The organism is Cellulophaga baltica, from assembly GCF_900102165.1.
GTDB classification, from domain to species: domain Bacteria; phylum Bacteroidota; class Bacteroidia; order Flavobacteriales; family Flavobacteriaceae; genus Cellulophaga; species Cellulophaga baltica.
The window spans coordinates 277,264-304,189 of the sequence record NZ_FNBD01000002.1 but is presented as its reverse complement, the minus strand read 5'-3'; the positions used below and the strand labels follow the sequence as shown (position 1 = coordinate 304,189).

General features: G+C 34.9%; 26 protein-coding genes and 1 pseudogene. 19 read left to right on the top strand and 8 right to left on the bottom strand.

Translation table 11 applies throughout. The features are described 5' to 3' along the window. Positions 1-668: 668 nt before the first annotated feature. From BLQ19_RS04395 to BLQ19_RS04385, 3 genes are read left to right on the top strand one after another with little or no spacing between them, the layout of a single operon-like run. The gene (locus BLQ19_RS04395) at positions 669-3,731 is read left to right on the top strand and encodes a SusC/RagA family TonB-linked outer membrane protein (RefSeq protein ID WP_074537525.1); all 3,063 of its coding nucleotides are present in this window, start codon (positions 669-671) and stop codon (positions 3,729-3,731) included. Between the two features lie 18 nt (positions 3,732-3,749). Further along, the gene (locus BLQ19_RS04390) at positions 3,750-5,183 is read left to right on the top strand and encodes a RagB/SusD family nutrient uptake outer membrane protein (protein ID WP_083332186.1); all 1,434 of its coding nucleotides are present in this window, start codon (positions 3,750-3,752) and stop codon (positions 5,181-5,183) included. A 34-nt stretch (positions 5,184-5,217) separates the two neighbouring features. Next, on the top strand, positions 5,218-7,539 hold the full coding sequence (locus tag BLQ19_RS04385) for a zinc-dependent metalloprotease (protein ID WP_175444394.1): 2,322 nt from the start codon (positions 5,218-5,220) through the stop codon (positions 7,537-7,539). A gap of 131 nt (positions 7,540-7,670) precedes the next feature. On the opposite strand, the gene BLQ19_RS04380 is transcribed toward BLQ19_RS04385, so the two are convergent. The 4 genes from BLQ19_RS04380 to BLQ19_RS04365 form a co-directional block, all read right to left on the bottom strand. Next, positions 7,671-7,916: a DUF6520 family protein gene (locus BLQ19_RS04380; protein ID WP_074537523.1), complete on the bottom strand. Its 246-nt coding sequence runs from the start codon at positions 7,914-7,916 to the stop codon at positions 7,671-7,673. 76 nt (positions 7,917-7,992) lie between these two features. Next, positions 7,993-8,430, bottom strand: coding sequence for a MauE/DoxX family redox-associated membrane protein (locus tag BLQ19_RS04375; RefSeq protein ID WP_074537522.1), 438 nt, complete (start codon positions 8,428-8,430; stop codon positions 7,993-7,995). Between the two features lie 102 nt (positions 8,431-8,532). Continuing rightward, the gene (locus BLQ19_RS04370; RefSeq protein WP_074537521.1) at positions 8,533-9,495 is read right to left on the bottom strand and encodes a helix-turn-helix domain-containing protein; all 963 of its coding nucleotides are present in this window, start codon (positions 9,493-9,495) and stop codon (positions 8,533-8,535) included. A gap of 45 nt (positions 9,496-9,540) precedes the next feature. Next, positions 9,541-9,915: a DUF7793 family protein gene (locus BLQ19_RS04365; protein ID WP_074537520.1), complete on the bottom strand. Its 375-nt coding sequence runs from the start codon at positions 9,913-9,915 to the stop codon at positions 9,541-9,543. Positions 9,916-10,113: 198 nt separating this feature from the next. On the opposite strand from BLQ19_RS04365, the gene BLQ19_RS04360 reads away from it, so the two are divergent. The 8 genes and pseudogenes from BLQ19_RS04360 to BLQ19_RS04325 all read left to right on the top strand — a co-directional run. After that, positions 10,114-12,510, top strand: a complete 2,397-nt coding sequence (locus BLQ19_RS04360; protein WP_074537519.1) for a bifunctional aminotransferase class I/II-fold pyridoxal phosphate-dependent enzyme/GNAT family N-acetyltransferase — start codon at positions 10,114-10,116, stop codon at positions 12,508-12,510. A 46-nt stretch (positions 12,511-12,556) separates the two neighbouring features. Then, positions 12,557-13,381, top strand: coding sequence for an RteC domain-containing protein (locus tag BLQ19_RS04355; RefSeq protein ID WP_254788235.1), 825 nt, complete (start codon positions 12,557-12,559; stop codon positions 13,379-13,381). A 268-nt stretch (positions 13,382-13,649) separates the two neighbouring features. Then, positions 13,650-13,934: a helix-turn-helix domain-containing protein gene (locus BLQ19_RS04350; protein ID WP_074537517.1), complete on the top strand. Its 285-nt coding sequence runs from the start codon at positions 13,650-13,652 to the stop codon at positions 13,932-13,934. Positions 13,935-13,937: 3 nt separating this feature from the next. Next, positions 13,938-14,690 (top strand): hypothetical protein, encoded by a 753-nt coding sequence (locus tag BLQ19_RS04345; protein ID WP_074537516.1) that lies wholly within the window; start codon positions 13,938-13,940, stop codon positions 14,688-14,690. Further along, entirely contained in the window at positions 14,674-15,336 is a 663-nt protein-coding gene (locus tag BLQ19_RS04340; protein ID WP_074537515.1) for a P-loop NTPase family protein, read from the top strand. Before BLQ19_RS04345 ends, BLQ19_RS04340 begins: the two co-directional genes overlap by 17 nt. A gap of 42 nt (positions 15,337-15,378) precedes the next feature. Further along, on the top strand, positions 15,379-15,666 hold the full coding sequence (locus BLQ19_RS04335) for a helix-turn-helix domain-containing protein (protein WP_254788232.1): 288 nt from the start codon (positions 15,379-15,381) through the stop codon (positions 15,664-15,666). A 3-nt stretch (positions 15,667-15,669) separates the two neighbouring features. Beyond that, entirely contained in the window at positions 15,670-16,935 is a 1,266-nt protein-coding gene (locus tag BLQ19_RS04330) for a type II toxin-antitoxin system HipA family toxin (RefSeq protein WP_074537513.1), read from the top strand. 502 nt (positions 16,936-17,437) lie between these two features. Next, positions 17,438-17,632: pseudogene (locus tag BLQ19_RS04325) on the top strand (ATPase); the annotation flags it as partial. A 4-nt stretch (positions 17,633-17,636) separates the two neighbouring features. Here the strand turns inward: BLQ19_RS04325 and BLQ19_RS04320 are convergent. Genes BLQ19_RS04320 through BLQ19_RS04310 form a run of 3 tightly spaced genes read right to left on the bottom strand, consistent with a single transcriptional unit; the run spans position 17,637 to position 19,429 of the window. Further along, positions 17,637-18,425: an ImmA/IrrE family metallo-endopeptidase gene (locus tag BLQ19_RS04320; RefSeq protein WP_254788228.1), complete on the bottom strand. Its 789-nt coding sequence runs from the start codon at positions 18,423-18,425 to the stop codon at positions 17,637-17,639. Then, positions 18,412-18,756, bottom strand: a complete 345-nt coding sequence (locus BLQ19_RS04315) for a hypothetical protein (RefSeq protein ID WP_074537511.1) — start codon at positions 18,754-18,756, stop codon at positions 18,412-18,414. The genes BLQ19_RS04320 and BLQ19_RS04315 overlap by 14 nt, the downstream gene beginning before the upstream one ends. Next, positions 18,743-19,429, bottom strand: coding sequence for an RNA polymerase sigma factor (locus BLQ19_RS04310; protein ID WP_074537510.1), 687 nt, complete (start codon positions 19,427-19,429; stop codon positions 18,743-18,745). Before BLQ19_RS04310 ends, BLQ19_RS04315 begins: the two co-directional genes overlap by 14 nt. 145 nt (positions 19,430-19,574) lie before the next feature. Here BLQ19_RS04310 and BLQ19_RS21710 point away from each other — a divergent pair, with 145 nt between their 5' ends. The 5 genes from BLQ19_RS21710 to BLQ19_RS04295 all read left to right on the top strand — a co-directional run bounded on the left by BLQ19_RS21710 (position 19,575) and on the right by BLQ19_RS04295 (position 23,000). Beyond that, positions 19,575-19,700 carry a hypothetical protein gene (locus BLQ19_RS21710; protein ID WP_302846548.1) on the top strand — a complete coding sequence of 42 codons (126 nt, stop codon included), beginning with the start codon at positions 19,575-19,577 and terminating at the stop codon, positions 19,698-19,700. A 57-nt stretch (positions 19,701-19,757) separates the two neighbouring features. Then, positions 19,758-19,931, top strand: a complete 174-nt coding sequence (locus BLQ19_RS21185) for a hypothetical protein (protein WP_175444393.1) — start codon at positions 19,758-19,760, stop codon at positions 19,929-19,931. 329 nt (positions 19,932-20,260) lie between these two features. Further along, entirely contained in the window at positions 20,261-21,499 is a 1,239-nt protein-coding gene (locus BLQ19_RS04305; protein ID WP_083332185.1) for a nucleotidyltransferase domain-containing protein, read from the top strand. Between the two features lie 3 nt (positions 21,500-21,502). Then, positions 21,503-21,982 carry a type II CBASS E2 protein gene (locus tag BLQ19_RS04300; protein WP_074537508.1) on the top strand — a complete coding sequence of 160 codons (480 nt, stop codon included), beginning with the start codon at positions 21,503-21,505 and terminating at the stop codon, positions 21,980-21,982. Then, positions 21,975-23,000 (top strand): CBASS cGAMP-activated phospholipase, encoded by a 1,026-nt coding sequence (locus BLQ19_RS04295; RefSeq protein ID WP_074537507.1) that lies wholly within the window; start codon positions 21,975-21,977, stop codon positions 22,998-23,000. The genes BLQ19_RS04300 and BLQ19_RS04295 overlap by 8 nt, the downstream gene beginning before the upstream one ends. Before the next feature lie 105 nt (positions 23,001-23,105). Here the strand turns inward: BLQ19_RS04295 and BLQ19_RS04290 are convergent, their stop codons facing one another. Further along, complete coding sequence (locus tag BLQ19_RS04290) at positions 23,106-23,741, bottom strand: N-acetylmuramoyl-L-alanine amidase family protein (RefSeq protein WP_074537694.1); 636 nt, start codon at positions 23,739-23,741, stop codon at positions 23,106-23,108. A 189-nt stretch (positions 23,742-23,930) separates the two neighbouring features. Between BLQ19_RS04290 and BLQ19_RS04285 the strand changes: the two genes are divergently transcribed. Genes BLQ19_RS04285 through BLQ19_RS04275 form a run of 3 tightly spaced genes read left to right on the top strand, consistent with a single transcriptional unit; the run spans position 23,931 to position 26,923 of the window. After that, complete coding sequence (locus tag BLQ19_RS04285) at positions 23,931-24,218, top strand: hypothetical protein (protein ID WP_074537506.1); 288 nt, start codon at positions 23,931-23,933, stop codon at positions 24,216-24,218. 31 nt (positions 24,219-24,249) lie between these two features. Then, entirely contained in the window at positions 24,250-24,534 is a 285-nt protein-coding gene (locus tag BLQ19_RS04280; RefSeq protein ID WP_074537505.1) for a hypothetical protein, read from the top strand. Further along, complete coding sequence (locus tag BLQ19_RS04275; protein WP_074537504.1) at positions 24,521-26,923, top strand: TraG family conjugative transposon ATPase; 2,403 nt, start codon at positions 24,521-24,523, stop codon at positions 26,921-26,923. Before BLQ19_RS04280 ends, BLQ19_RS04275 begins: the two co-directional genes overlap by 14 nt. Positions 26,924-26,926: the final 3 nt, after the last annotated feature.

The following is a 26,926-nucleotide window of genomic DNA, read 5'->3' as shown; positions in this document are numbered from 1 at the left end:
TAATTTTATAGGAACGAGAGGATGAGTAAGATGCTCACGTCTTAGGGCGTGGGCTCACTTATTGTTCCTCGGTATACCAGTACCTCTGATACAGTAAGCTGAGTTCCATGCCTTTATAATTTTCAAAGGTTTTATACTCACTATTTTCTCAGCATTGTTTTTTGAAGTATTGCATGTATCACTTTTAAGCAAAAAAGCGAATGCAAAACACGGTTTGTACATCATTACAAAGAGGTTCATTTCCCTATTTCTATAGGCTGTCCTTGACTGTGTTCGACATTCTTTTTAAGAAAAAGCCTAAAAACCCGATATAACCATTTTATTATGGGAGTAACGCACAGCCAATTTTCGGATAACGTAATACTCTTTTTCTCCCATAATCAACGATTCCAGATTTAATTGAATCCGAACAAATCTATCACTAAGCTAAAGGCTTCACTGCTCTTGTAGCCCTAAACTTCTTGTTTGCTAAAGGAATCAATTTTTCCTAACAAATAGCAGGTTTAAGGAGCATAAGCATGAAAGCTAATTTAGAAATATACACTAAACACCTCAATGCCTATGGTATAAACCAAAAAAAAAACAAACATCTAAAAACCTCCTAGCCAACTTTCACAGGGTCTCTAGGAGGTTATTACTCAATTATTAACCAATTATAACTCAAAAATATGAAAAATAGATTAGTTTTTAAGGCCAGGCGTATAATTCCTACGATATGTTTGCTTTATATGTTCTTAGGAGGTTTACCAATTTCTGCCTTTGCAATATCGTTCAAGAATAACTTAACTGCAGTAGAGACTTGGCAACAAACAACAGTTACAGGAGAAATTACGGATACTTATGGCGTTCCCTTAGCTGGAGTAGCCATCTTCGTAAAAGGAAGTCAGACAGGAGTCGTCTCTAATTTAGAAGGTAATTTCAGTATTGCTACCAATACCAATGATGTTTTAGTTTTTTCTGCGTTGGGTTATGTTTCCCAAAATATAGTCATACAGCAACAAACTGTCCTGCGCGTTCAATTAATTGAGGATGTTACTCAATTAGCGGGAATTACACTTAATGCTGGATACTATACCGTAAAGGAAAAGGAGCGTACGGGAAATATAGCCAAATTAAGCGCTAAGACTATTGAGAAGCAACCCGTGAATAATCCCTTATCGGCTATGCAAGGTCATTTATCAGGAGTCAATATTGTTCAAAATACCGGAGTGCCTGGAGGAGGGATTAGTATTGAAATCAGAGGGCGTAACTTTATTAATGGAGCAACAGAACCACTATATATTGTGGATGGTGTTCCTTATGGTTCTGAATCATTGGCGTCGGGAAGTTTATCTGTTGATATAAACGGAGGTAATATTAGTCCCTTAAATGCTATGAACCCCAATGATATTGAAAGTATTGAAGTATTGAAAGATGCCGATGCGACGGCTATTTATGGATCGCGTGCAGCTAATGGTGTAGTGCTAATCACTACCAAGAAAGGACAAGCAGGAAAGACTAAATACAGCGTAAATATGAGTTCTACACTCGGCGCGGTATCACGTTTTTTAGATCTTATGAATACGGAACAATACCTAGAAGTGCGCAGAGAAGGTATCACTAACGATGGCTTTGGTAGCTTTTTAAACAATGCTGCTTTTGATTTTGTTTGGCCCGATGTGAAAACTTGGGATCAAAATCGCTATACAGACTGGCAAGAAGAATTAATTGGAGGAACTTCCTACCGAAATCAGCTCCAATTGGCTATATCAGGAGGAAGTGAGCAGACTCAATTTTTAATGAGTAGTGCTTATCAGAATGAAACTACAGTTTTTCCTGGGGATGCAGCCTATGGAAAAGTGACGGTAAATACGAATATCAACCACCAGTCTAAAGATACCCGATTTAAAATTAACTTTTCTTCGATATATTCTCGAGAAACGAATAACCTACCAAGAACTGACCTGACAAATAAGGCTTATACCTTAGAGCCAAATGCGCCTTCATTATATGATGAAAATGGAAATCTAAATTGGGAAAATAACACCTTCGACAATCCACTTGCTTTATTAGCGGAACAGTATCAAGTGGATATCAATACGCTTATTGCAAATACTCTTCTATCTTATAAGCTATTCAAAAACATAGAGCTAAAGACTAGTTTGGGTTTTACGACCTATGATCTCGATGCCGATCGAATACTACCCAGTACTGCAAGAAATCCTAGATTTGGTTTTACACCAGAAAGTTATTCTTCTCTTAGTACCAATAGTGGTTCAAGACAGTCGTGGATCATAGAACCGCAATTACATTGGAAACAAGAATGGAATAAGTTTGCCATTAGTGCATTGCTCGGTACCACGTTCCAAAATCAAGCATCAGATCAATTGGTTCTCAGAGGAACGGGATTTCCAAATAACAGTTTAATTAGAAATTTATCAGCAGCCAATCGTATTGAAGTGATTGAAGATAGCGATAGTAACTATAAATATCATGCCTTATTTGGTCGAATTAATTTGAATTGGCAGGGTAAATACATCGTCAATTTGACAGGGCGGCGCGATGGTTCTTCTCGATTTGGACCAGGCAAGCAATTTGGAAATTTTGGAGCACTGGGATTCGCATGGCTATTTTCAGAAGAATCATTATTTAAACAAAGCTCGTTTTTGAGTTTTGGTAAATTTCGAGGTAGTTATGGTACCACAGGAAGTGATAATATAGGAGATTATCAGTATTTAAATACCTATAGTGTTACAGGTTCCGATTATGATGGAGTTACTACGATAGCACCTTCTAGAATATTCAATCCACTTTTTGGTTGGGAAGCAAACAAAAAGCTGGAAGTAGCCATCGAACTTGGGTTCTTCAAGGACAGACTTTTATTCAACAGCTCATGGTATCAAAACAGATCTTCCAATCAACTTGTCGGAATTCCTTTAGCTGCGACTACTGGCTTTAGTAGTCTTACCGGCAATTTTGATGCTACCGTAGAGAATACAGGGTTTGAGTTTGACCTACGAAGCACAAACATTAAAAACGATAATTTTAAATGGGATACTAATTTTAATATAACACTTCCCAAAAATCGATTGGTAAAATTTCCTGAATTAGAGACTTCTACCTTCGCTAACCGCTACATCATTGGGGAGCCAATATCGATCATTCGATTATTTAAATCTTTAGGAGTAAATCCCAATACAGGAATTTATGAGTTCGAGGACGTTAATGGTGATGGTGTAATTACCACTTTAGACGATAGGCAATCCATTGAAGATCTATCGCCTAATTTTTTTGGAGGGATAGGGAATACCTTTAGTTATAAAAATTTTACACTCGATTTATTTTTTCAATTTAAAAAGCAAAAGGCTTTTAATAGCTTCACAACTCAGACTTCTCCTGGTTCCCGGAGAAATGGTTCTGTGAATTTGTTGGATAGGTGGCAAGAAATAGGGGATGAGGTTAGTATAACAAAAGCAACTGCAAGTCTAGACTTTACAAATGCTGCTTCGCGCGAGAATCAGAGATTTAGTACAGCCGCAGTTTCAGATGCTTCCTTTATTCGATTGAGAAACATTTCACTTTCCTATAACATTCCAACAAATGATGCGCATGGACTAAATATAAATATGTATGTACAGGGTCAGAATCTGCTTACCATTACAAATTTTGATGGTCCTGATCCAGAACAGTCTTCCTTACTTATTTTGCCTCCACTTCGCCAAATTACCTTAGGGCTTCAAATAGGATTTTAAAACTAAAAAATTATAAAAATGAAACAAAAAATAAAACAAACAAGATCCAATATTTGGAACATGAGTAGTGTAAATACTGAATTTATTCGATGGAAATTGATGGGCTTTTTAGGCCTGTGTTTAAGCTTTTATTCTTGCACCGATTTTGTGGAGGTGGATCCTCCAAAAAACAACTTGAGTACAAAAACAGTATTCGATGATGCCGCTACTGTAAAATCGGCATTGGCAAATATCTATTTAAAAATGCGTGATGAAAGTTTGGTTTCTGGGAATAATGGGTTAAGTACTTTAATGGGTATTTATACCGATGAATTAGACTACTACCTTTTTGATACCGCCAATAATCAATTGTATCAGCACAATGTGTTAGCATCTAATAGCACAACAAATAGCTGGTGGACTAATGCTTACTCTATTTTATATGCAGCTAATGATATTATAACAGAAGTTGAAAATTCCAAGTTACTTAGTGCCGATGAGAAAGCTGAATTTAATGGTCAAGCCCTTTTTGTTAGAGCATATATACATAGCTTGTTGGCATCGCTATACGGAGATGTTCCTTATATCACAACAACAAACTATTTAGAGAATAATACGGTGTCACGCACCCCCATTGGTCTGGTTTATGAAAATATCATAAATGATTTGAAAGCAGCTGTAAATCTCCTAAAAAATGAGGATGTAACAGGAGAAAAGGTGATACCCAATAAGGCAGTTGCTAATGCGTTGTTAGCCCGTATGTATTTATATACTGAAAACTGGGAAATGGCGGAAAGTACTGCTAGTATCTTGATAAATACATTTTCGTTAGAACCGGATGTTACTAAGGTATTTCTAAAATCTGCTGCGAGTACATTGTGGCAATTTAAGCCTAATGGGATTTCTATTTTAAATACTTATGAAGCTAACCAATTTGTGATAAGATTTATTCCTGGACAAGCTTTTGCACTACATGAAGAACTCTTAGGTTCTTTTGAACCTGGTGATCTCAGACGCTTGAATTGGGTAGGGAGTACTACAAGTGCTGATGGTCTTACCACGCTTCACTATGCCAACAAATACAAATCCATATTTAATGCTACGGTATCTTTAGAGTATTCCATTCTCTTTAGATTGGAAGAACAATACCTTATTCGTGCAGAAGCACAAGCTCAATTAAATAATCTTTTAGGGAGTCAAACAGATTTAAATACGATACGAAATAGGGCAGGGCTTGACGATACGGTCGCTGCTACTAAAGAGGAACTCATAAGCGCTATTTTGCAAGAACGTTTTCTAGAATTTTTTACAGAACAAGGTCATCGCTGGTTTGATTTAAAGCGCACGGGAGAAGCTGAAAACACACTATCAACCATAAAATCTAATTGGAAAAATACGGATATTTTATTACCTATTCCAGATGCAGAAATAGCGGTAAACCCCAATCTAAAACCTCAAAATGTGGGCTATTAATGGAAGCTCATTTGACTTTGAAAAAAAATCAATTATGAGCTACAAAAGAGGAGCCTATAGATACATTTTTCTAATCCTATTTCAAATACTAGGGGGTGGGAGAATAGTAAGTCAAGAAGTGCATTCCAATCGAATGTCAACAATAGGTACCCACCTGCAAGAACAACCGTTTTTAAAAACATATCTGGAAGGAGCGAAGTTATTTTTACAAATTCCCGATGGCATGTTAAATGAGCAAATGCTTCTTGTTCGCCACAATGATGGGTATAAAGTAGTATCCAAGCATGTTGTTTGGACTAAATTTCAAAATTACATTTTATTGGAAACAGTACGTGTAGCATCTTTGAGTGGTGTAAAAATCCCAATCTCAAATAATCCAGCGAGTACGAGCAGTATTTTGGCAAAATTTCCAATTATTAATGATAAGGCCGATCCCCAAACTTCCCTGATCGAGATTTCAGGGTTGCTATTGACTGATCAAATTGACTGGTACAGAAGTAGTCATGAGTCTATTATAAATGATTTAACTTTTGTGAAAAAAGTAAAAAACCTTTCCAATGAAGTTTTAATACAAACCATTTGGGGTGTGGTTAAAGAGCAGTCTAGAATAACTATTCCTGTTGATTTTAGTTTTTTTCGCTTACCAGAAACTATGACCTCACGAAAATTTGATTATCGAATGGGATTTAGAACAGAAAATTATGAAGGAGGTTTGAGCAATAAAACCAGTAATAGTCTTGCGAGCATTACCAGATGGAGATTAGAAAAAAAACATCCAGATAAAGTCTTGAGTGAACCTATAAAACCTATTGTATTTAATTTGTCTCCTGAGATCCCTGAAAAATGGTGGCCTTATTTGCGAAAAGGCATTCTCGCATGGCTTCCTGCTTTTGAGGCAGCAGGATTTAAAAATGCAATAGTCGTTAACAATCCTTCTAGGGAGAACATTTTGAATACTGAATTCAATAGTGTAAATCACTCTTTAGTGCATTGGGGAAATTTTAGAAATGTGAGAGGTTATGAGAGTGGGGGCGGGGCCTCGGTGAATTACGTTATTGATGAACGCTCTGGTGAAATTCTGAAATCTGATATTTTAATGGGTTCAACTTTACAATATCTAATGGATAGTTATTTTATTCGGTGCGCAGCCTCCGATACAAGAGCTCAGCAATATCCATTCTCTGATGAGTTAATAGGGGAACTACTTCAGTCTTTAGTGGGGCATGAAGCAGGTCATTCCTTTGGACTTGTAGATGGTCATTATGGAGAATATGCATATCCCTTTGAAAATATGCGCAATAAGGAATGGTTACAACTAATGGGTCATACGCCAAGTATTATGACTTACGCAAGACATAATAATTTGGTGCAACCAGAAGATGGTATTCCCCCATCCTTATTCATTCAAAAAGTAGGCCCAACGGATTCCTATAGTATTCGTTGGGCCTATACCCCCTTCGAGACTAAAGCTATCGATTTGAATGATAGCGATTTTTTAGAGCGAATTATTAGAGAACAGGATACTGTACCGTGGTATAGACGTAGTATTTCCTTCGCAGAAATAATAGGGCCCGGTGCAACCAATGAAGTAGTTGAGAGCAATGATCCTGTAAGAAGTACAGCTTTAGCCTTGAAAAACTTGGAAAGGACAATGGCGCTAATCCCTAAAGTCAATAAGTTTCAAAATGATTATCAATTAGCAGAACGCTTATATGATAAAGGGCTAGATCTATGGCAAAATCAAATGCGACAAGTGTTATCCTTGATTGGGGGATTTGATATACGCTATAAGGTGCAGGCACAAGATGGTACAATGTACACACCAATTCCATTAGAGGAGCAATATAAGGCCTTAGATTATTTTCTTCTTCATGCCTTTAATCCTCCTAAATGGTTAGCATATCCTGATTGGAAAATTGGACTTGATTATTCTACTTATCCAGATAGACTTACAGAATTACAAATAAATCTTCTTGCCGACTTATTGTCAGCCATGCGAATGAAAAGATTGGAGTATACCGAAGAAAATTTGCAACAGCTAATGCTTTCCGAAAAGGTGATATCACAAATACAGGCAGGTTTATTTTCTGAATTAAAAGAAGGAAATAGGGAAATAGAAAGAAGAAGACAAGAACTTCAACAATTTTATTTGGAACGTATGCTATTCGGAATAGAATATAAAGGATTGCAAAGTATGGGCGATGCAAAACGTTCGGTGTATTCTCAGAAAACTAAAAGTATTTTTAGATATGAATTAGGTGAGTTACAACAATTAATTGTTGAGACATTAGAAATCCAGGAAAATAATAAAGGACACCTTCTCTTATTGTTAAAAACATTAAGCAAACTAGAGTAAGGTTATGACAACTTTATTAGAAGATTTTGAGTTTTAGAAGTAGGTTTTTTTTGAAACTTAATATAGTTGAATTAGTCAAAAAAAGGTGTCCATTTTTTGGACACCTTTTTAGATGAAAAGCGTTCGAGAGATTAATTTCTAATGAACAACTTAATACTCAGACCTTCATCGGCATAGATTGGAAATTCACCGTACATACATTCGATGGTGCCTGTCTGAGGACAATCAGATCCTCCTGGTACAGGTTGAGCTCCTAAAACAGGATGATCGTAATAGGCAGGTGAAGCTACTTCTTCTGATGTCGTAGCGAAGGATAGGCTTATGGCCATTAGAATGGCAAAAGCAGGTAAAATGATTTTAAAAAATGATTTTTTCATGATTTTGTAATTTAAAATTAACGACCTACTCTATGTACAGGTTTTCGGTCTTCCCCTGATACTGCACAGTAATTTTTTAAGAATCAATAGTATTTTGTTTTTTAAAAAGTAATATTCCAAGTATAGCAAGCCCTATAAAAAGAATATTAAACAATAGATGCTCATTCCAGCTAAGGGTAGTTATAACGCCCCCACAAGCACAGGGGATAGCATTGCTAAAGTTTAGAACTCCAAGGATATAAATCGTAAAAAGTACCATCATTGAAAAGCTGAGGTATAGAGCACTTAAGATATACTTTGGAAAAAGAAATAAACCAGCTAGGATGTACTCCGTCAAAGGAATCATCCATACTAATAAGGTAGAATAATTTGACGCAAAAGGAGATTTACTTAATTGAATTTCAAACTCTTGATAAATAAGTAGTTTGCTTGTAGCAGCATACACCCATAGCGCTAGGAACAAAAAACATATTATTTTTAGTACTATATGATAGCGAAAAATAGGAGTAGCCATATCTTTTGATTTGATATGGTAAAGTTCACTACTAAAATTTATTTATTAGGGATAAGTGATTGATTGAAAAGGATTATCTAATAAATAGGGATGAATTCAATATTATTCTTCTGTATTAGTTGATTTTTTTCGAAGTTCACTAGGAGCATATCCATATTTTTTTTTGAACGCCCTTGAAAAATGAGAGCTACTTTTAAAGCCATTTAGATGGGCTATGGATTTTAAAGATTGGTCTGTAAATTGAATCATCATTTGAGCTTTTCTAAAGCGTTCGTTCATTAAAAAACGATGTACAGAGTTTCCATATAATTCTCTGAATCCGTATTTCAATTTAAATTCATTTGTTCCAAGTTGTAGGGCAAATTCTCTTAAGGAAGGGAAGTCAGATTCGAGGTTAGTGAGTATGATATCACGGCCTTTGCGAATTTTACGTATATCCTCAAAACTCAATTTTATTTTTGCTTTTTTAGATTCTGTATTTTCTTGATCAATATATTGTGTTACACTTTTTTTTAGTTCTTTATCTGATGTATCTTGTTGATTGGAATTATGAATGACAGTGATAAGAATTTTAGAGGTTTTACCATGTATACCTTTAAAGGAGGAAACATAAGCTGTTTTCGGAATTTTCAAATCTGACTTCGACTTAAACCTTAGCTCTATAGAAGTATCTGATGACTTTTTACGGATCAGCTCTTCTTGTAAATCCCTCCATTTTTCTTGCGACTGATGATCCAAAAAATAGATAAACTGTTGTCCAATAATTTCATTCATAAGTACAGAAAGAAGGTTACAGGATTGTTGATTAGCCATTTCAATGTAGCCATGTTCATCCAAGATAAAACTCATTTGAACAATATTAATCCTAGGACTATTTATATTTGCAAATCCTTGATGATGAATGGTTTCTTGAATTTCTTCCGCCAACATATTTAGCGAAATACTGATAGCCTCCAAATTGTCATTTTTAGCATAGCGTTCCAAGCGATAAAAGAAATTACCTGACGCCATTTCTAATAGCATAGCGGTAATATTTTTTATTCTTGCTTTTTTACTCAGACTCACAATGACTATTTTAAAACTTATAACTAGAAATTTCCCTAGGACGAATCAAATAAACTTTTTTAGAAATGTTAGCGCTTCATCCATACTTTCACATGATTTATTTGGGATAGGTGGGTTGCTTGTTCGAATATAGAAGTCCCACATTATTTTTGAAACCGGAGGATCTACTATTACCGCTAAGGCCTTAATAAGCGTTGATCCCTCCAGAGCTAAATATGATCTAGCCGCTTTGTTTATTTCTTTAATACCTCTGACATCACACAGTATGGGAAGGGATTGTCCTTCTTGCAAAGTCAAACGGTCTTTGACAATTTGAATAGCAGCGTTTAGATCAATACTAGTTCCTTGATGGTATATAATGTGTAATACATCATCATGAAATCTAAAAGAGGTGTAATCATTTTCAAAATAATTTCGCATAAAATAGAAAACTGGTAAGGTTTATAAATTTACAAAATAATCAATAGTATAATAACATAAGCACGCTTAGAGCTATGTATATATGGTTATTTGCTTATCTATTTAGGATTAAAACTTGACTTTAAAGGATTTTGAATTAGGAATGTTAATTAAATTCTTACAAATGATGGTAAATTATATGACTAAAATTAATAAGTCATGGCAAAAATTCAACACAACAATTTTTTAGACTCAGTTAATGAGGTATTTACAGATGCAGAAAGGGAAGGAGTTCTTCATTTATATGCTGAAGGGGATAGTTTTAATGGAAGAACTATTGGGGTAAAAAACAAGAAGTTATTCCATTTTGGAACGACTGGATATTTGGGTTTAGAACAGGATTCAAGGTTAAAAGAAGCTGCAGTTGAGGCCATTATGAGGTATGGCACCCAATTTCCCTTATCTAAGTCCTACATTTCTAATCCCTTATACCGTCAATTGGAAGAAAAGGTAACTGCAATGTATCAAAACCCTATTATTATCACCAAAAACAGCACCTTAGGACATATGGGCGTTATTCCTAGTGCTGTAGATGATCGAGACGCTATTATACTTGATCATCAGGTGCATTGGAGCGTGCAAAGTGCAGCTAAAGTTTTAAAGAATAGAAGCGTAGCAATTGATATGATACGACATAATGATCTGAATATGTTGGAAGATAAAATCAAATCAAAATTGGATAAGCACAAAAAAATATGGTACATGGCAGATGGTATTTATTCTATGTTTGGAGATTATGCGCCCATGAATGATTTAAAAACTCTTTGTACAAAGTATCCTCAACTACATTTATATATCGATGATGTTCATGGCATGAGCTGGATTGGTAAAAACGGAACGGGATATGCGCTGAACGAGCTTCAAGAGCTTTCAGAGAATGTGTTACTCTTTGGAACGCTAAGTAAAACGTTTGGCGCAAGTGGTGCTGTTTTGGCATGCTCTAATAAAAAAATGTACCACAAAATTAAAAAATTTGGTGGTCCTTTAACATTTTCAGCGCAGTTGGAGCCTGCTTCAGTTGCTGCAGCAAGCGCTTCAGCAGATATTCATTTATCACCTGAAATATATGAACTTCAAGATGAATTAGAAAGCAGAACGCAATACTTTAATAGCTTACTAGAAGAAACAGAGCTACCCTTAGTGGATAAAAATAATTCTCCTGTTTTCTATATTGGAACGGGTATGCCAAAAACAGGCTACAACTTTGTCAATCGAATAATGGAGGAAGGATATTACGTAAACTTAGGATTATTTCCTGCAGTACCTGTTAAAAATACAGGCGTACGTATCACCATTTCAATGCATAACCAAAAGGAAGAAATTAAAGGTTTAGTAGAAGCTATGAAATATCATTTTCCAAAGGCTTTGGAGGAAACTTTTACCAATCCTACTCGCGTTTTTAAAGCTTTCAAATTAGAAATCAACCGACCTTTAGAAAAGCCAAAACAACAATCCTTCCATGTTGAAATAAAAGATTCAATACAGCAAATAGATAAGGGTATATGGAATAAATGTTTTAGGCATCAAGGTGTTTTTGATTGGGACGGACTTAAATTTCAAGAGGAAGTCTTTATAAATAATCAGCAGATAGAGCATAATTGGATTTTCAAGTATGTTATCATTTATGATGATAACCAGCATCCCATAGTAGCGGCATATCTCACTATAGCACTTTGGAAGGACGATATGTTGTCTAAAGAGAGTGCCTCAAAGGGGATTGAAGAGAAAAGGAAAACAAATCCTTACTATCTTACAACGAACGTATTAAGTTTGGGTTCCCTTTTTACGGAAGGAGAGCATCTATATGTAAACGAAAAGCATCCCTTAAGAAAAGAAGCTCTAGATGCTTTTGTACAAAAACTTGAACAGCTTGAACAAGAGTTCAGCACTAAAATGACCGTGCTTCGAGACTTTAAAAGAAATGAACCTTCATACACCTATTTTCAAGGTCAAGGTTTTGTAAGAATACAAATGCCAAGTGCCTGTACTATTGATTTAGTTACACAGGATTCCATGGCCAATTATGTCTCAAAATTATCATCAAGAAACAGACAACATGTTCGAAAAGAAATTCTAGCAGTACAGCCTTTATTACAAGTTAAAGTTGAAACATCCACTTCTCAAAAGCAACTGGAGCAAATGACTCAGTTATTTTTAAATGTTCATCAAAACAATATAGGACTTAATACTTTTACATTTCCCAAAAAACTCTTTCAAACTATGTCGGAGCACTCTTGTTGGGAATTTATTACTGTTCATTTATCAGAAGCTCATGATCTTCTAATAGGTGTAATGTTTTGCTATAAAAATGGAAATCATACCTATGTTCCAGCCTTTGTAGGATTGGACTATGACTATGTAAACAAATATCATACCTACCGCCAATTACTTTTTCAAACTATAAAGAGGGCCCTGGAACTAAAAATGACCAAAATTGATTTGGGAATGACAGCATCTTTTGAAAAAAGAAAGCTAGGGGCTATCATTGAAGAAAAGTTTGCCTACCTACAAACTGGGGATAATTATACTTTGGAACTCTTGGATATTTTAGAATAAGAAAGAAGGGTTAATTGAGTATGCATTAAAAGTGAAATTCCAACAATTGATATTAGATTTTGAAACAAAGTTAAAAACTTTGGAGGCTCGTCATGAACATGTTTTATTCAAGGCAGAAAAAGGTATTGCCCATACGGAAAAATGTATCAAAGTTCTTAGAGAAAGGGTTTTAGAGAAAGGGTTTTTTTCAAAAGCGGAAGAAATCATATTTTTTAAACATATAAAGCCTCAATTTTTTAGTAAACTTATTTATTATGTAAAGTTGTATAATATTGAAAGTAAAAGGCCAAGAAATGGCATTAAATATCAAATTAAGTATTTAAAACATCAAATAAACAAACTTCAGATATTCTTCAATGAGAATTTGGAATTCTATTACTACTACCGACGAGGAGCAACCACGCTAGACGAACATTACTTTATTCGTGGAAAATCTAACATGAGATCTCCAACACAACTAATTCATTTTTTTTCCGATCAGGAGTTCTCAACTTCTCGAGATTCCGCAGTTTCTACTATCATGGCCTTTGAAATGCTCATTGTATATTTAGAGCAAGAAATCGAAAAACTTGAAAGCCTTAGTAAGGCTTCAAAATCAGTACTTTCAAATCATCATTCTAAATTAACTTGGACTGGAAATAAAACGGAACTAATAGAATTAATTTATGCGCTTCAAAGTAGTGGAAGAATTAATAGTGGTAATGCAGATATTAAAGAAATGGCAATCTTATTTGAAAAGATATTCCATTTAGATTTAGGCAATTACTACCATACTTTTACTGAGATCCGTGCCCGTAAATCAAGTAAAACCAAATTTTTAGACCGATTAAAAGAAGGCCTAAACCACCGATTTCATGAACTAGATGAGTAATTCATAGCTGAACCCAAGTTGGGCCTTTCGAAAACATGGCTTTTTAGCATATTTCAAAATTATATTTGAGGCAAATAATACCTTATTTGATCCTTTGAAAAGTAATTTCAATGTTAATTTTGAATAAAAAAATCACCCAACTTGGGGTGAACTATGGATTTTGTTTTGAAAGTGTTTTCCAATTTTGTCTCACGAAAGTCAAATCAAGTTAGAGGCTATCAATTAAAATGGAAAACGATAGTCTCTTTCTTTTAAAACCCGTTTAATTATGCCGACAACAATTATTACCTCAGATGATCTTCGAGAATTTAAAATGGAATTACTCGATGACATTAAAAATCTGCTTTCAAAACAAGCCAATGGAAGTTTAAAAAAATATTTAAAATCTTCCGAAGTCATGGAAATACTGCAAGTAAGTCCAAGCACGCTTCAAACCCTTCGAATTAATGGTACTTTGCCCTATACCAAAGTAGGTGGAATCTTATATTATGACTCGGAAGAAATACATAAAGTAATGACTGCTAACCGCGTGCACAATAGCATAAACTCGTAAATCATGAATTATATAAAGCTACTCAACGCGGCTTTTTTAAAATTCTATTCTGATGATCGCCTAAATCCTTCTCACATAAGCTTATATATGGCCTTATTTCAAGAATGGAACAGTAGCCGTTTCGCTGATGATTTTTTTGTAAGCCGAAGGGATATCATGCAAGCTTCTAAAATAGGCTCAAAATCTACTTACCATAGATGTGTTACGGATCTGCATTCCTGGAATTACCTTACCTATTATCCTTCTAATAATCCCTATAAAGGAAGCAAAATAAAGATGTCCCTTATTGAGACAAGTGATGAACCGGTTACGGGACGGTACAATCCCAAATTAGAACAGGTTGCGGAACAGTACCGTCCCGGAAATGAACCGATAACGGGACAGTACCATCCCATATTGGAACAAGTAGTGGACTCACACCGTCCCATCAGTGGACAAGCATTGGTATCTTATATAAACAATACTAAACAATTAAAACATAATAAAACACCAAAGGGCTGTCAGGCCGTTTTTGATTTTTTTATTGAAAATAGTTTTTCTGCTGATGAAGGAAAAAAATTCTTCGAATATTATGAAACTCGGAATTGGCAAACAAGCAATGGAAAAGAAATTCGAGATTGGCGTTCGTTAGCGACCAATTGGATGGAAAGAGCTGCGGTATTCAACGAAGAAAAGAAAACAAACAACAATGCACTGTCCCAAATCAAGGACAACTTGCGAACCACTAAAAGCAAAGACTATGGACAACCCCTCTAAAATTACCGAAGGTGCAATGGAATATTCTCTTGGGGAGTTTGATGGAAATAGCGTATTCTATGATTTTGAAAAGATCCTGATTTATTTGAATGCAAAAGGAAGAATGCTTTTTGGTCGGCAATTCAGAATCTACGATGAAGACCTAGTGATCATTCGTAAACTTTGCCACTATTTCATAAAAGATTTAGAAAATTGTAAAAAGCACGATATAGACCCTGACAAGGGCATTTTGCTTTCTGGTCCTGTAGGTTGCGGTAAAACAACCTTAATGAAACTTTTGAGACATATTGCGCCAACACAACGCCCCTACGATATTATTCCATGCAGAAATATCACCTTCAGTTTTAATCATCTTGGATTTAAAACCATTGAGGATTATGGGAACACAAAATCTTTCTGTTTTGATGATTTAGGCATTGAGCATCCTGGTCGATTCTATGGCAAGAATCTCAATGTGATGGGAGAAGTTTTATTATCTCGATATGAACTTTACATTCAATCCAAACATAAAATAAAAACACATGCTACCACTAATCTTAGTGCCGATGAATTGGAAAAACAATATGGGAATCGTGTACGAAGTAGAATGCGAGAACTGTTTAATTTGGTGGCTTTTGATAAGGGGGCTGAGGATAAAAGAATTTAAAAATGTTTATTATAATACACAATAACAACTTTTTTGTTATATTTGTGTATTATAATAAACAATATTATGATTGATGCTATTACAATTAAGGATGTCAAATTGCAATTAGGAGAGCTTTGCAAGCAGAAAAGACGAAGTTATGAATTATCTCAAGAAGATCTAGCTGAAGTATTGGATATCTCTCGATATACTATCCAAAAATTTGAGAATGGTAAAAATGCAACATTAGATACCGTATTAAAAATTGCAAATCATTTCGATTTATTGAACAATTTATATCAAGCCTTAAAAGATATTGAAAAGTCTAACGATATAAACTCATTATACTAAAAGATGGCTAAAAATAATATCATAGAAGTCATATTGTTTGGTTTAGAAATAGGAAAACTGGGCTATGATATAGATAAAAGGTCATCCTTTTTTCAATTCAACCCTGAATTTTTAGATTCAAACCAATACATCAGGATTTTCCCCTACATCTTTAAGCGAATAAAAGCAGTACAAGTATTTAATAAATTTGAAGGAGAAACCTTTAGAGGTTTACCACCAATGATTGCCGATTCTTTACCGGATATGTTTGGGAATATCATCTTTAAGGAATGGTTTGAATCTAAAAATAAAGAATTCAAAAAAATCACACCATTAGAGCAGCTTACATATGTGTCAAATCGTGGAATGGGTGCGTTGGAATATCATCCTACAGCTGAAATACCGAAGTCATCAACAATTAATATCAACGAAATTGTTGAGGTATTAAATAAAGTGCTGGATTTAAAAAATGAAACAGCTGCAGAATCATTAAATGATGCAGCGTTATTAAATATTTTCAAAATAGGAACCTCTGCTGGTGGCGCCCGCCCTAAAATTTTAATCTCTGAACATAAAAAGACTGGTAAAATTATTCCTGGAGATATAGAATATTCTAATTTATACAATCACTATTTAGTTAAATTAAGTCTGAATGAAGACTGGGGCTATAACAAAGAAAAGGTAGAATATGCTTACTATTTAATGGCGCGAGAATTAGGAATCCAAATGATGCCTTCAAAGTTGATAGAAAACAAGCATTTTGCAACCTTACGTTACGATAGACAAAATGGAGAAAAGCAGCATGTATTGACGGCATCTGGCTTAACAGGTTGGGATTTTAAAAAACTAGATAATGCCAGTTATGAAAATTTATTCAAGCTAGCTTTGGACCTTAAAGTTCCTCATAAGGATCTACAAGAAATGTTTAAGCGAATGGTATTTAATCTCATCTTCGCTAATATAGACGACCATTTAAAGAACCATAGCTTTATATACAAAAAAGAAACGGATTCTTGGAATTTAGCACCAGCTTATGATTTAACATATCCATTAAATATCAATTTTAATTACAATAACATTTCTAGGGCTTTATCTATCAATAACAAAAGGGCAGATATTTCTTTAGAAGATATAATGATAATTGCAGAAACCTTTGCAATAAAAAACCCAAAAGGAATTGTCAAGGATGTGCAAAATGTAATGAATAGTTGGGATGGATTTGCAGAGGAGTTGGAAATACCAATAAAAATAAGAACTGGAATAAGAAAAGAGTTCAATAAATTAATATAAGATTTAGAATTGACAAAACCAGTAATTGACTTATTTGCGGGACTGAGAGGATTAGGAGAGGAATTTTCAAATGTTCCTTCTGCTAAAAGACGCGTATTCGACATTGGTTAATCTGTAGAAATGGATAACAATGTTCATAAAAGAATATAAGGATAATATCTTTCATTGTCCAGCAGTTTTTATCATTGAGAATGTAAAAGGACTATTAACCACTACAGTATATGGTGAAAAAATATTTGACTTAATAAAAGAGACCTAAGAGACCCTTCAATAGTATTTTCTAAGGCGACTTACCTACAAAATTTATTCCCTTACTTCATACCCTATAGAGTTGGATTATGAAGGGCTGTCCGTTTATAATAGTGATTCTGGCTGCGGAATTAGAATCGAAAATTACGGTGTTCCTCAATAAAGGCGTAGAATCATTTTACTAAGTATTTGAGAGGATATTGGAATTATACCCGACATTCAAGTTAAGCATGATGATTTATTAAAGTTGAAAGAAGTAATGGGTGAAGTTTTATTATCTCGCTATGAACTTTACATTCAATCCAAACATAAAATAAAAACACTTGCCACCACTAATCTTAGTGCTGATGAGTTGGAAAAACAATATGGCAATCGTGTCAGTAGTAGAATGCGAGAACTGTTTAATTTGATTGCTTTTGATAAAGAAGCTTGGGATAAAAGGAAGTAGTAAATTATTCTTCCCAAATAATGCTAAAAGCCTTTCCCTTATATGTTATGCAGTGTTCAAAGAACTTTCTTTGTATGTCGTCATCCTTTACATAATTGAAAATATCAACAGCCCAAATTTCTTCTTTTTTAAATAGACTATCGGTAATATTTAAAAAATATTCTCCCATCACTGTATTTGGAGCTACCTTGTTTTCGTACAATAAGTATTGATAAGGAAATTGTTCACTACAATATTTCCAACATATTTTACCATTTTCCCCGTAGATAATCATTATATCGTGATTCCCAATATCAGCAAATCTAAATGCACAAGCTGTTCTGCTAACGCTGTACTCATCTTTCAAAAAGTCTATCAATCCAATACTAAACTTTTTGCGATAAAAGTCTTTCGAAAACCTTTCTTGGGGCATCAACAAACAAGATGCAAAAAAATCTGCTTCCCGCTCAATTTGATCAAACTGCTTTTGGTTTGTTATTGATGGATGGGGTTTTAACAATCCCTTTTTCAACCCAATTCTATGGGAGTCTATATAGTAGTGTCCAAGCTCGTGAGCCAATGTGAACCGTCCTCTTGCGGAATCAGGTCTATTTCCTAAGTCTGTATTTATATGGATATAGAACTTCCCATTGTCGTAAAAGGTCATTCCATCAAAATTATTCTTGCCGTAACTATCATAAAATACAGACAATTCTTCGTCCTCTAATATTTTCTCAAGTGGCGTAATCTTCTCTGGATACTCCAATGCAATATTTTCTGCTAGTTCCTTTATACTTGGTCTATTCCGAATCACTAGAATCTTTGTTGTGCTTTTTTCTCATTTTATCAATAATATCTTGTGGCAAATCATTATTCCCTTTTCTGGCGACCATTCTTAGACCTTCTATTTCCTCCTCAACATCATTTCCAAACATTGTAATAACCTTTGGTTCTCTATGAAACGTATTATTAATTATGGCAATTGGATCAATCAATTTATCATCCAGTTTATAGTTATAATCTTCAAATAATTTATTGAACCTATCAAGTTCAAGTTCATTACTAGGAAATAGGAAACCTGTTGAACCTAACCAACTGTCCAATTGAGCAATCTCGATTAGTTCTATTTTCTTAGACTTGGCCATTCAAAAAAATGTTTAAATAGTTAGTAACGTGTCTGTGTGCATCTCCGTAGTAGGTGTTCACAGACTTTTGAGTTAAAGAGAGTTTTTCTCTCAACAATTTGGTGATTGGTCTTGGTACCTTTTTACCTTCCTTTATGTAAGCCCTATAAGTAAAGTAAATAATTCGATGCTTCTCTGATAATTGTGTAAGAGCTCTTTCTATCGTCTTCAGTTTCTCGTTAATGACCCTCTTTGCCTCAGAATCTGGCGTATCGAACCTATCCAATAATTCATCAGCGTTAGAGACTAAGCTTAAATCTTCTTCCTCAGTTGGCTCGGCACAACTATTCTGTTCACCATATTTTATTATTTGCGTGTATAAAATTCGATACATCCATAGAAGTATTCCTTTATCCAAATCTTTGGCATTGGACTTCTCCTTATCAAATGTGGGATACTTCCATACCCTAGCAAAAGTACAGTTCGCTATTTCCAAAGCAACCACTTCACTATATCCATATTTATTGCAGTAAATCTCAGACTTGCGTTTTAAATCCTTACCAAAACGATAGCAGAATTGCACAAAAGCCAATTGAGCTTCAGTAGGAAATCCTTCTTTAAAAGAAATGTACTCCAGCAGTTCAATGCTAGGCATTTTCTCAAAATCTATCTCTTGATTCGTATCTGTATTCATCTATATACCAAAACGGATATATCTATTAAGGTATATGAGTGTATGGCACACACAAACCTCGGTTTAAATAAATTAAAGTGCTAGTAAATAATTAATGGGGAGATTCAAATATAACGAAAATCCTTACCATACAAAAATAAAAATTATGGCAAAAGATTCATCTGGTAAAAAGTTCAATAGAATACCTGAACACAAAAGAAAAGTTGACGGTAAAACCATAACCGTCAAAGAACACATTAGAAGCAATAGAAAAGACAGCAAAGGAAAGTAAAGAGCGGAACTCCACAGCTCAGAATGGAGATTGTTAAACTCAAAATTGTAAAAAAAGATGGCTACAAATCCACCAAAAGACAATTCAAGAAAAGGTGCTGTTAGAGATCGTTCCCAGACCTACAACCCAAAAACTGACACTTGGGTAAAACGTGATTCCAACACTGGTAGGTTTATGGACGGAAAGACTTCTAGCAATACTCCTTTCAAGGGCGTAAGAAAAGAAAAATAAGCTCACTCCCCAGGGCTTGACGTTGGGGCATTATATAATTTAAAATTCTTTTATGAATTCTATAAATCTTTCAGACAGAGGGTTAAGTATTTGCCATAAGAATAATTGTGTGAACATTAAGGGCAATTTGGCTAAAGCAATTGCTTTTGGGCTTGCAACAATTATTGTTATAGGTGGTATAGCTGCAATTTTGAAGCAACCTAACTGATAATGTAATTATGGTGGCTTTATATTGATTGAGTCACCATAATTAATATGAGTCAACTTTTTTGCACAATAAAAGTAGTTGTTGGCTTTAGAAATTTATTAAAACTCTTAAATAAAAAATTATGAATGAATCGTACAAAAATGAAATCAACGAGATACTAGAAATTCTCGGAGAGAATCTGGACATTTCTGAAAGTCAATACAAAGCCGCTGTAAAAAGTTATGAAGCTGTTGGGAATTGGCTCTCTAAAGAAGGTTCCATATTATACCCATACTCCCCAAGAATAATTCCCCAAGGATCGTTTATGCTTGGCACTATCACTAGGCCTATAAACGACGAGGACGACATAGACATCGACCTCGTTTGCAAATTGAATGGGAAGCCATCCCATTGGACTCAAAAACATTTGAAAGTTGCAGTTGGTGACAGGCTCAAAGAGCATTCAGTCTACAAAGAAATGCTGGAAAGTCTAGACGGGGGAAGAAGATGCTGGACGCTCGAATATTCTGATGAAGCCAACTATCATTTAGATGTTCTACCATCTATTTCCGATAAAAACTTTACTGTTTTGCTTAGTGAATCTTTCAATAATTATCAGAATCTAGACACCGATAAATTGGCAATCCGGATAACAGATAAAGAAGACCTTTTTTATTCCTTGATGACCGATACTGAATGGTGGAGGAAATGCAATCCGTTTGGCTACGCCAAATGGTTTTTTCAAAAGGCCATATACAGTTCAAAACGAATGTTCGCACTTAGCGAATCCGTTGATCCAGTACGACCATTTCAAAAAGAGAAAATGCCACTGCAAAGGGTAGTTCAACTTTTAAAGCGACATAGGGATATAATGTTTTCTTCTGACGAATTTGATAGTGAAAACAAACCCATTTCCATTATAATTACCACTTTAGCAAGTAGAGCATACGATAAAAGCGAAAATATTGTTGATGCTTATGTCAATATTGTAAGTAAAATGCGTAGTTATATTGAAACCAAGTACAACGCTAAAACTGGAAAATATGAAAGATGGGTAAGTAACCCTATAAATAACGAAGAAAATTTTGCTGATAAATGGACTGATGTAGTTCAAAAAGAAGAATATTTCTATGCTTGGTTGGATAAATTAGAAGAAGATCTAGCTACAATTCAATATGGTCAAAATAAAGGTCTTTTCAGTTTGAATGAATCATTATCGGCACAATATGGTAATAGGGTCGTCAATAAGGCGTTTGCTGAGTATGGCGAAAAAAACAAGATTTTGCGTGAGAATGGACTAAGAAAAATGGCAGTTGGGACAGGAATGCTAGGGAGTATCGGTAAGTCAATACCCAACCATAACTTCGAGGGTAATAAATAAAAAATGAGTAGTAGGTATTTCAAGTCGAATGGCAAAAGAACTCTTAAAGGGTTACTCTCTTCCGAACATCTTAAAAAGATCAAAGTAGATTTTCCAGAAGTTAGAGTTGTCAAAAACACTTGGAATAGCTTTCAAATTATTTTAGAACTCCAACCTACGACAATAAGTGAAAAATATCAGCTTATGGTTATCTATGAACAAAACAGATGGGTTAAAGTTTTTGTGGTGAATAAGGAATTAAGGATTGCCGCGAATAGGTCAAAGCTACCACACGTTTATAACAGTAAGGAGCAACAGCTTTGCTTGTACTCGCCCAGCAAAAAGGAATGGGACGGATTTAGCTGCATTGTAGACACAATCATTCCTTGGGCAAGTGAGTGGCTTTACTATTATGAATTGTGGCTATCTGAAGGCAAATGGTACGGTGGCGGCCACAATGAATACCCCAATGAGGATAATACAGAAATATTAAAAAATGAATAAGAAAAAGTTTAAAATATTATCGATTGACGGAGGTGGGATAAAAGGAGTCTTCCCAGCAATGTTTTTGATGCTTTTAGAGGACGAGCTAAAAAATCGTTCGGATGGCAAAACCAAAATCTATCAACATTTTGACCTGATAACAGGTACATCTACCGGTGGTATTATTGCTATTGCTTTGGCATTAGGCATTTCTGCAAAGGAAATCTATAATTTATATTTGGACAATGCAAAAGAAATATTTGGCAATAAAAAACCTTTCTTTTTTGGGCAAATCCGAAATTCGGCTCACGAGCGGAATTTTCTTGAAACGTTAGTTCGTAATAAATTCAAAGAAGTAAACAGTGGAAATGACCCAAGGTTAAAAGACTGTAAAACTGACATCTGTATTCCTATATACGATTTGATTCAAGGTAATCCCAGTGTGCTTAAAACTAAGTATCATCCAGCATTTGAACGGGATTATCACATTCCTGCATACCAAGCAGCAATGGCCACTTCTGCCGCTCCTACATATTTCGACCCCTACACATCTGATTATATCGATTTGAATGGAACCAAAAAAGATTTTTCAAACAAAGTTGATGGCGGTGTGATGGCCAATAATCCGACATTGGTTGCTTTATTAGAAGCTACTAAGGCTTTTAAAGTTGAGATGTCACAACTGGAAATACTCTCTTTGGGTACGGGCTATAAAAAATTTACAGATGGTAATTCTAGGAAAAAGTGGGGGCTTTATTATTGGATGAGAAAAGATAAACGCCAGAGGCTTATTGATTTATTTATGCAAAGTCAATCTCAACTCGTTGCAAACTATATTAGTCTTCTGTATCAGGGAATTGATAAAAGAGAAAAAGACAATCCTAATTTTGTCTATGATAGAATTGATGTTCAGCTTAACGAGGATAACTTTATTGATATGGACGAAAGCGATAAAGCCAAAATTAAAAACTTCGCTGAGTTGGCATCAATCGAGTTCCAACATAATAGGAGTTCAATTATTAAAAAACACTTTTATTAGGCTAGAATTTTGTAGTCTATATTTTTTTAATGGAAAGTAGCAATTCATTTAAAAGGCTAAGCAAGAGCCGCCTCATAATAATGAAAACTTTTTTGAATAATTCTTTCATCTTTTTTGATGTAATTGATGTTTAATGAGGTAAGCCAATATTTTATTCTGATTTGAATAAGTTAAATAGCGTGATTCATCTTCATTGGATAGAAACCCCAATTCTACCAATACCAAAGGACAATAACCAACAATTTCCCGCAACACCTGAAAATTCGCAAACTTCACACCCCTACTTTCAAACCCTAATTGCTTTTTAATCTGGTTCTGCAATTGATAGGCAAACCAAACAGACTCCTTTGAATTTCTAGATTCGTTCCTGCCAACATATACCTCAATCCCTCTAGCATTCGGATTATGAGAATGATTACAGTGCAAGGAAATAAACAAATCAGCATTAAGTGCCTTGGCCAGTTTAGTCCTATCCGATAAGGAAATAAGCGTGTCGCTATAACGGGTCAAGTAAATATACAATGGTGTTTCTGAATTTTTATTAAGTCTTAAAATTTCCAAGGCAATATCCAATACCACATCTTTTTCCTTAATGCCATTTATGCCGATGGCACCGGAATCTTTTCCTCCATGCCCAACATCAATCACGATTCGTTTTTGAGCATCAATTTCTTGCCCAAAAATGACACACATTTTCAAGAGCAAAATCACAAAACTGACGTTTTTGAGCAGATTTTTCATTTTCAATTTTTGAGTTATTAACACCTTCATACAAAAATCCCATAGAATTTGATATCAAATAGTGGCAAAGAAATTCAAACAGAATTAAATGATATTTTATTCACAATTATTTGATAATCAATTATTTGTGAACAAATATATGTAAATTTCGAATAACGAAAACACATCAAAATTTTAAACTTTTCCGTTATGAAAAAATCAATCTATTTAGCCACTTTCCTTTTACTGGTTTCATCTTCGTTATTTGCTCAAATTGGAGGTATCGAAGATTCCGTTAACGATGTTTCGGATACCATAAGAACCATCTTCCCTATTATTCTCGGGGTCATCTTCCTCATCGGTTTCCTTTTTAATGCAGGACATTTCTTTGGCGAGAATGCCGACCTAAAAAAAGGGATAACAAGGGTTCTTGTCTTCGTCCTTATTGCAGGTGCAGTTGTCGGCATATTTACATATCTGATTTCAATCGTAGTCTAACCCTCTAAGAGGGATTTATTTTCTAAACAATATGAAAAAGTTCGAGCCTTATAAAAACATTAGGAAAAAGGCAGTCATTTTTGGGCTGCCCATTTCCCTGTTTGCCCTGATGATGATGTCCATACTCGCTTCGCTAATGGTTATCATCTTCTCGTTCAGTTTTGGAATAATTATAGGTGTTGCCATTTTCAACGCTGCTTTATACATCGCGCTCACGAGAATTAGCAATAATCCACAACTGTTTCAGGTGGCAAAAGTATTCCCACAAATTATAAGTAATAAACAAAACTCTGGCTTCGATTATGAACAAGATTAACCTTTCAGCATATCAACCTATAGCAGATATTCAGGATAATATTGTGTTTGCCAATAATGGCAATGTGGTTTTGTGCTATAAAGGGAATCTACCGGAAATCTATTCGCTTTCTGAAAATGATTTTGAGGATATGCACGGTGCTTGGTTTCAAGCCTTAAAATCATTACCAGTTGGTACAGTAGTTCATAAACAGGATATATACCTGAAGAAAACCTACACATCGGAACAATTACCAAATAGTACCTTTTTAGAAAAAGCCACGCACGAGCATTTTAAAGGTCGCGGACATATAGAACATAAGTGTTACCTGTTTTTTACTTTGACAAAGAACAAGGCACTCAACAACTCAAAATATGTGAATCCGTTTCGTAACGTTTCAAAAGGAATCGTGCAGGAACTAGATGATAACGTACAACGGTTCGTCAACTCGGTTAGCGATTCGGTTTCCTTCATCAATAACAGTCGTAAAATGGAATTCCTTCCGATGGATGCAAAGGAAATCCAACATTTAACCAAGAGCTATTTCAATGGCTTCAATGATGGGTTTGATACCGATATCATACTAGATAAAAAAAGCGTCACTATTGGCGAAAACCATTTTGATGCCCTTGCCATCAATAGCGAACTGTGCTTTGGCGAAAGTGTACAGAGTAGCAAGACCAATGAGAAATTCACATCTGACGATTTTGTGTTTCATCAAGGGTTTATTGATGGCTTAGGGCTTACGCTTAATGAGAATCACATAGTCAATCAAATTCTATATCTAGACGACAAACAAAAGTGGCGCAAGCTGCTTGATAAGAAAATCGAGGAATTGAACAAGAGTTCCAATTTCGGTTCACAGAATAAAGTGGTACTTGGGAAGATTCAGCACATTCTCGACCAAATCAACGCAGATGATAATGCACGAATAATCCGTGGTCATCTAAACATTGTCTATTGGTCTCGGGAAGCCCGAGAACTAGAAAAGATTACTTCTAAAATAAAGACTGTATTTAAAGAGCTAGATATTATACCCTATTACCCTAGAGGGGAAGAACGTAAGAATTATATATTGAATAGTTACTACTGCTTCTCTTCAAATTTCTCGAATAACGATTTATATGTGACAGATTTAAAACACGCACTTTGCTTGTTTATCAATAACACCAATTACAAATCGGATGCTACCGGCATCATCTTTAATGACCGTGAACATAATATTCCAGTTTTAAAAGATGTTTGGGACGAACGGAAGAAACGTATCAAGGCACGAAACTTTGCCATTTTCGCACCAACAGGTGAGGGAAAATCCTTTTTGGCCAACAATATTCTGCGTCAATATTTTGAAAGTGGTGTCCGTTTGGTCATCATCGACTTGGGTGGTTCATACACCAAATTTGCAAAACTATATCCTGAGAAATATACCGTACTCCGTTATGAAAGCGGAAAGAACTTAGGTATCAATCCTTTTTACATCAGCGATGTAAAAGATTTGACACCGGAACGGTTGGAAGACTTGTCCGTTTTCCTATTTGAACTGTTCGCTTCAGATTTAAAAGTGACCAAGGCACAGTCTGTTTCTGTCAAGAAAATACTGAAACATTATTACGATAGTACATCGGAAAATCACTCATTGGATGGTTTTTACAGCTTTATAGAAATAAACCAAAAAGACCTTCTAAACACTCTAAAAATCCATCCCGACTACTTCAACGTCACAAGCTTTTTGCACGTAATGTCCGAATATGTCGGCGATGGTCTATACAGCTTCTTGTTTGAGGTAAGCGAAGACCAGACCTATAAGATTGAGGACAAACGATTGATTGTTTTTGAACTGGATGAAGTAAAGGACAATAAGGAAATCCTGTCTGTGATGTTGAAACTGATTAAGTCCGCTATCCAAAGAACCATTTGGAAAAACAGAGCTGAAAAAGGCATTATCCTGTTCGATGAGTTTGCCAAACAACTGAAGTTTGATAATGTTTTGGAAAGTGTGGAATTCTATTATCAAGCCATTCGTAAACAAAACGGTGCGATTGGGATTATTCTACAATCCATAAATCAGCTTCCGAACAATTCTACTTCTGCGAGTATTCTTGAAAACACACAGGTTATATATAGCCTAAACAATGAAAAAGGCTATGACGAATTAGTCAAAAGACTCAACTTATCTAGCCACGATTTGAACCAATTAAAGTCCATCAAAAACAACCTTTCTGGACCACGTAAGTACACCGAAATGTTTATTAAAATAGGAAAAGAAAGTAACATTTTCAGGCTAGAAGTTCCAAAGGAAGTCTATGCAGCTTACTTGACCGATGGACAGGAAAATGAAGACATAATGAAGCTCTACAACGAGCATCATAATATGGAAAAAGCAATAATTCAATTCACATCTAAAACATAATAA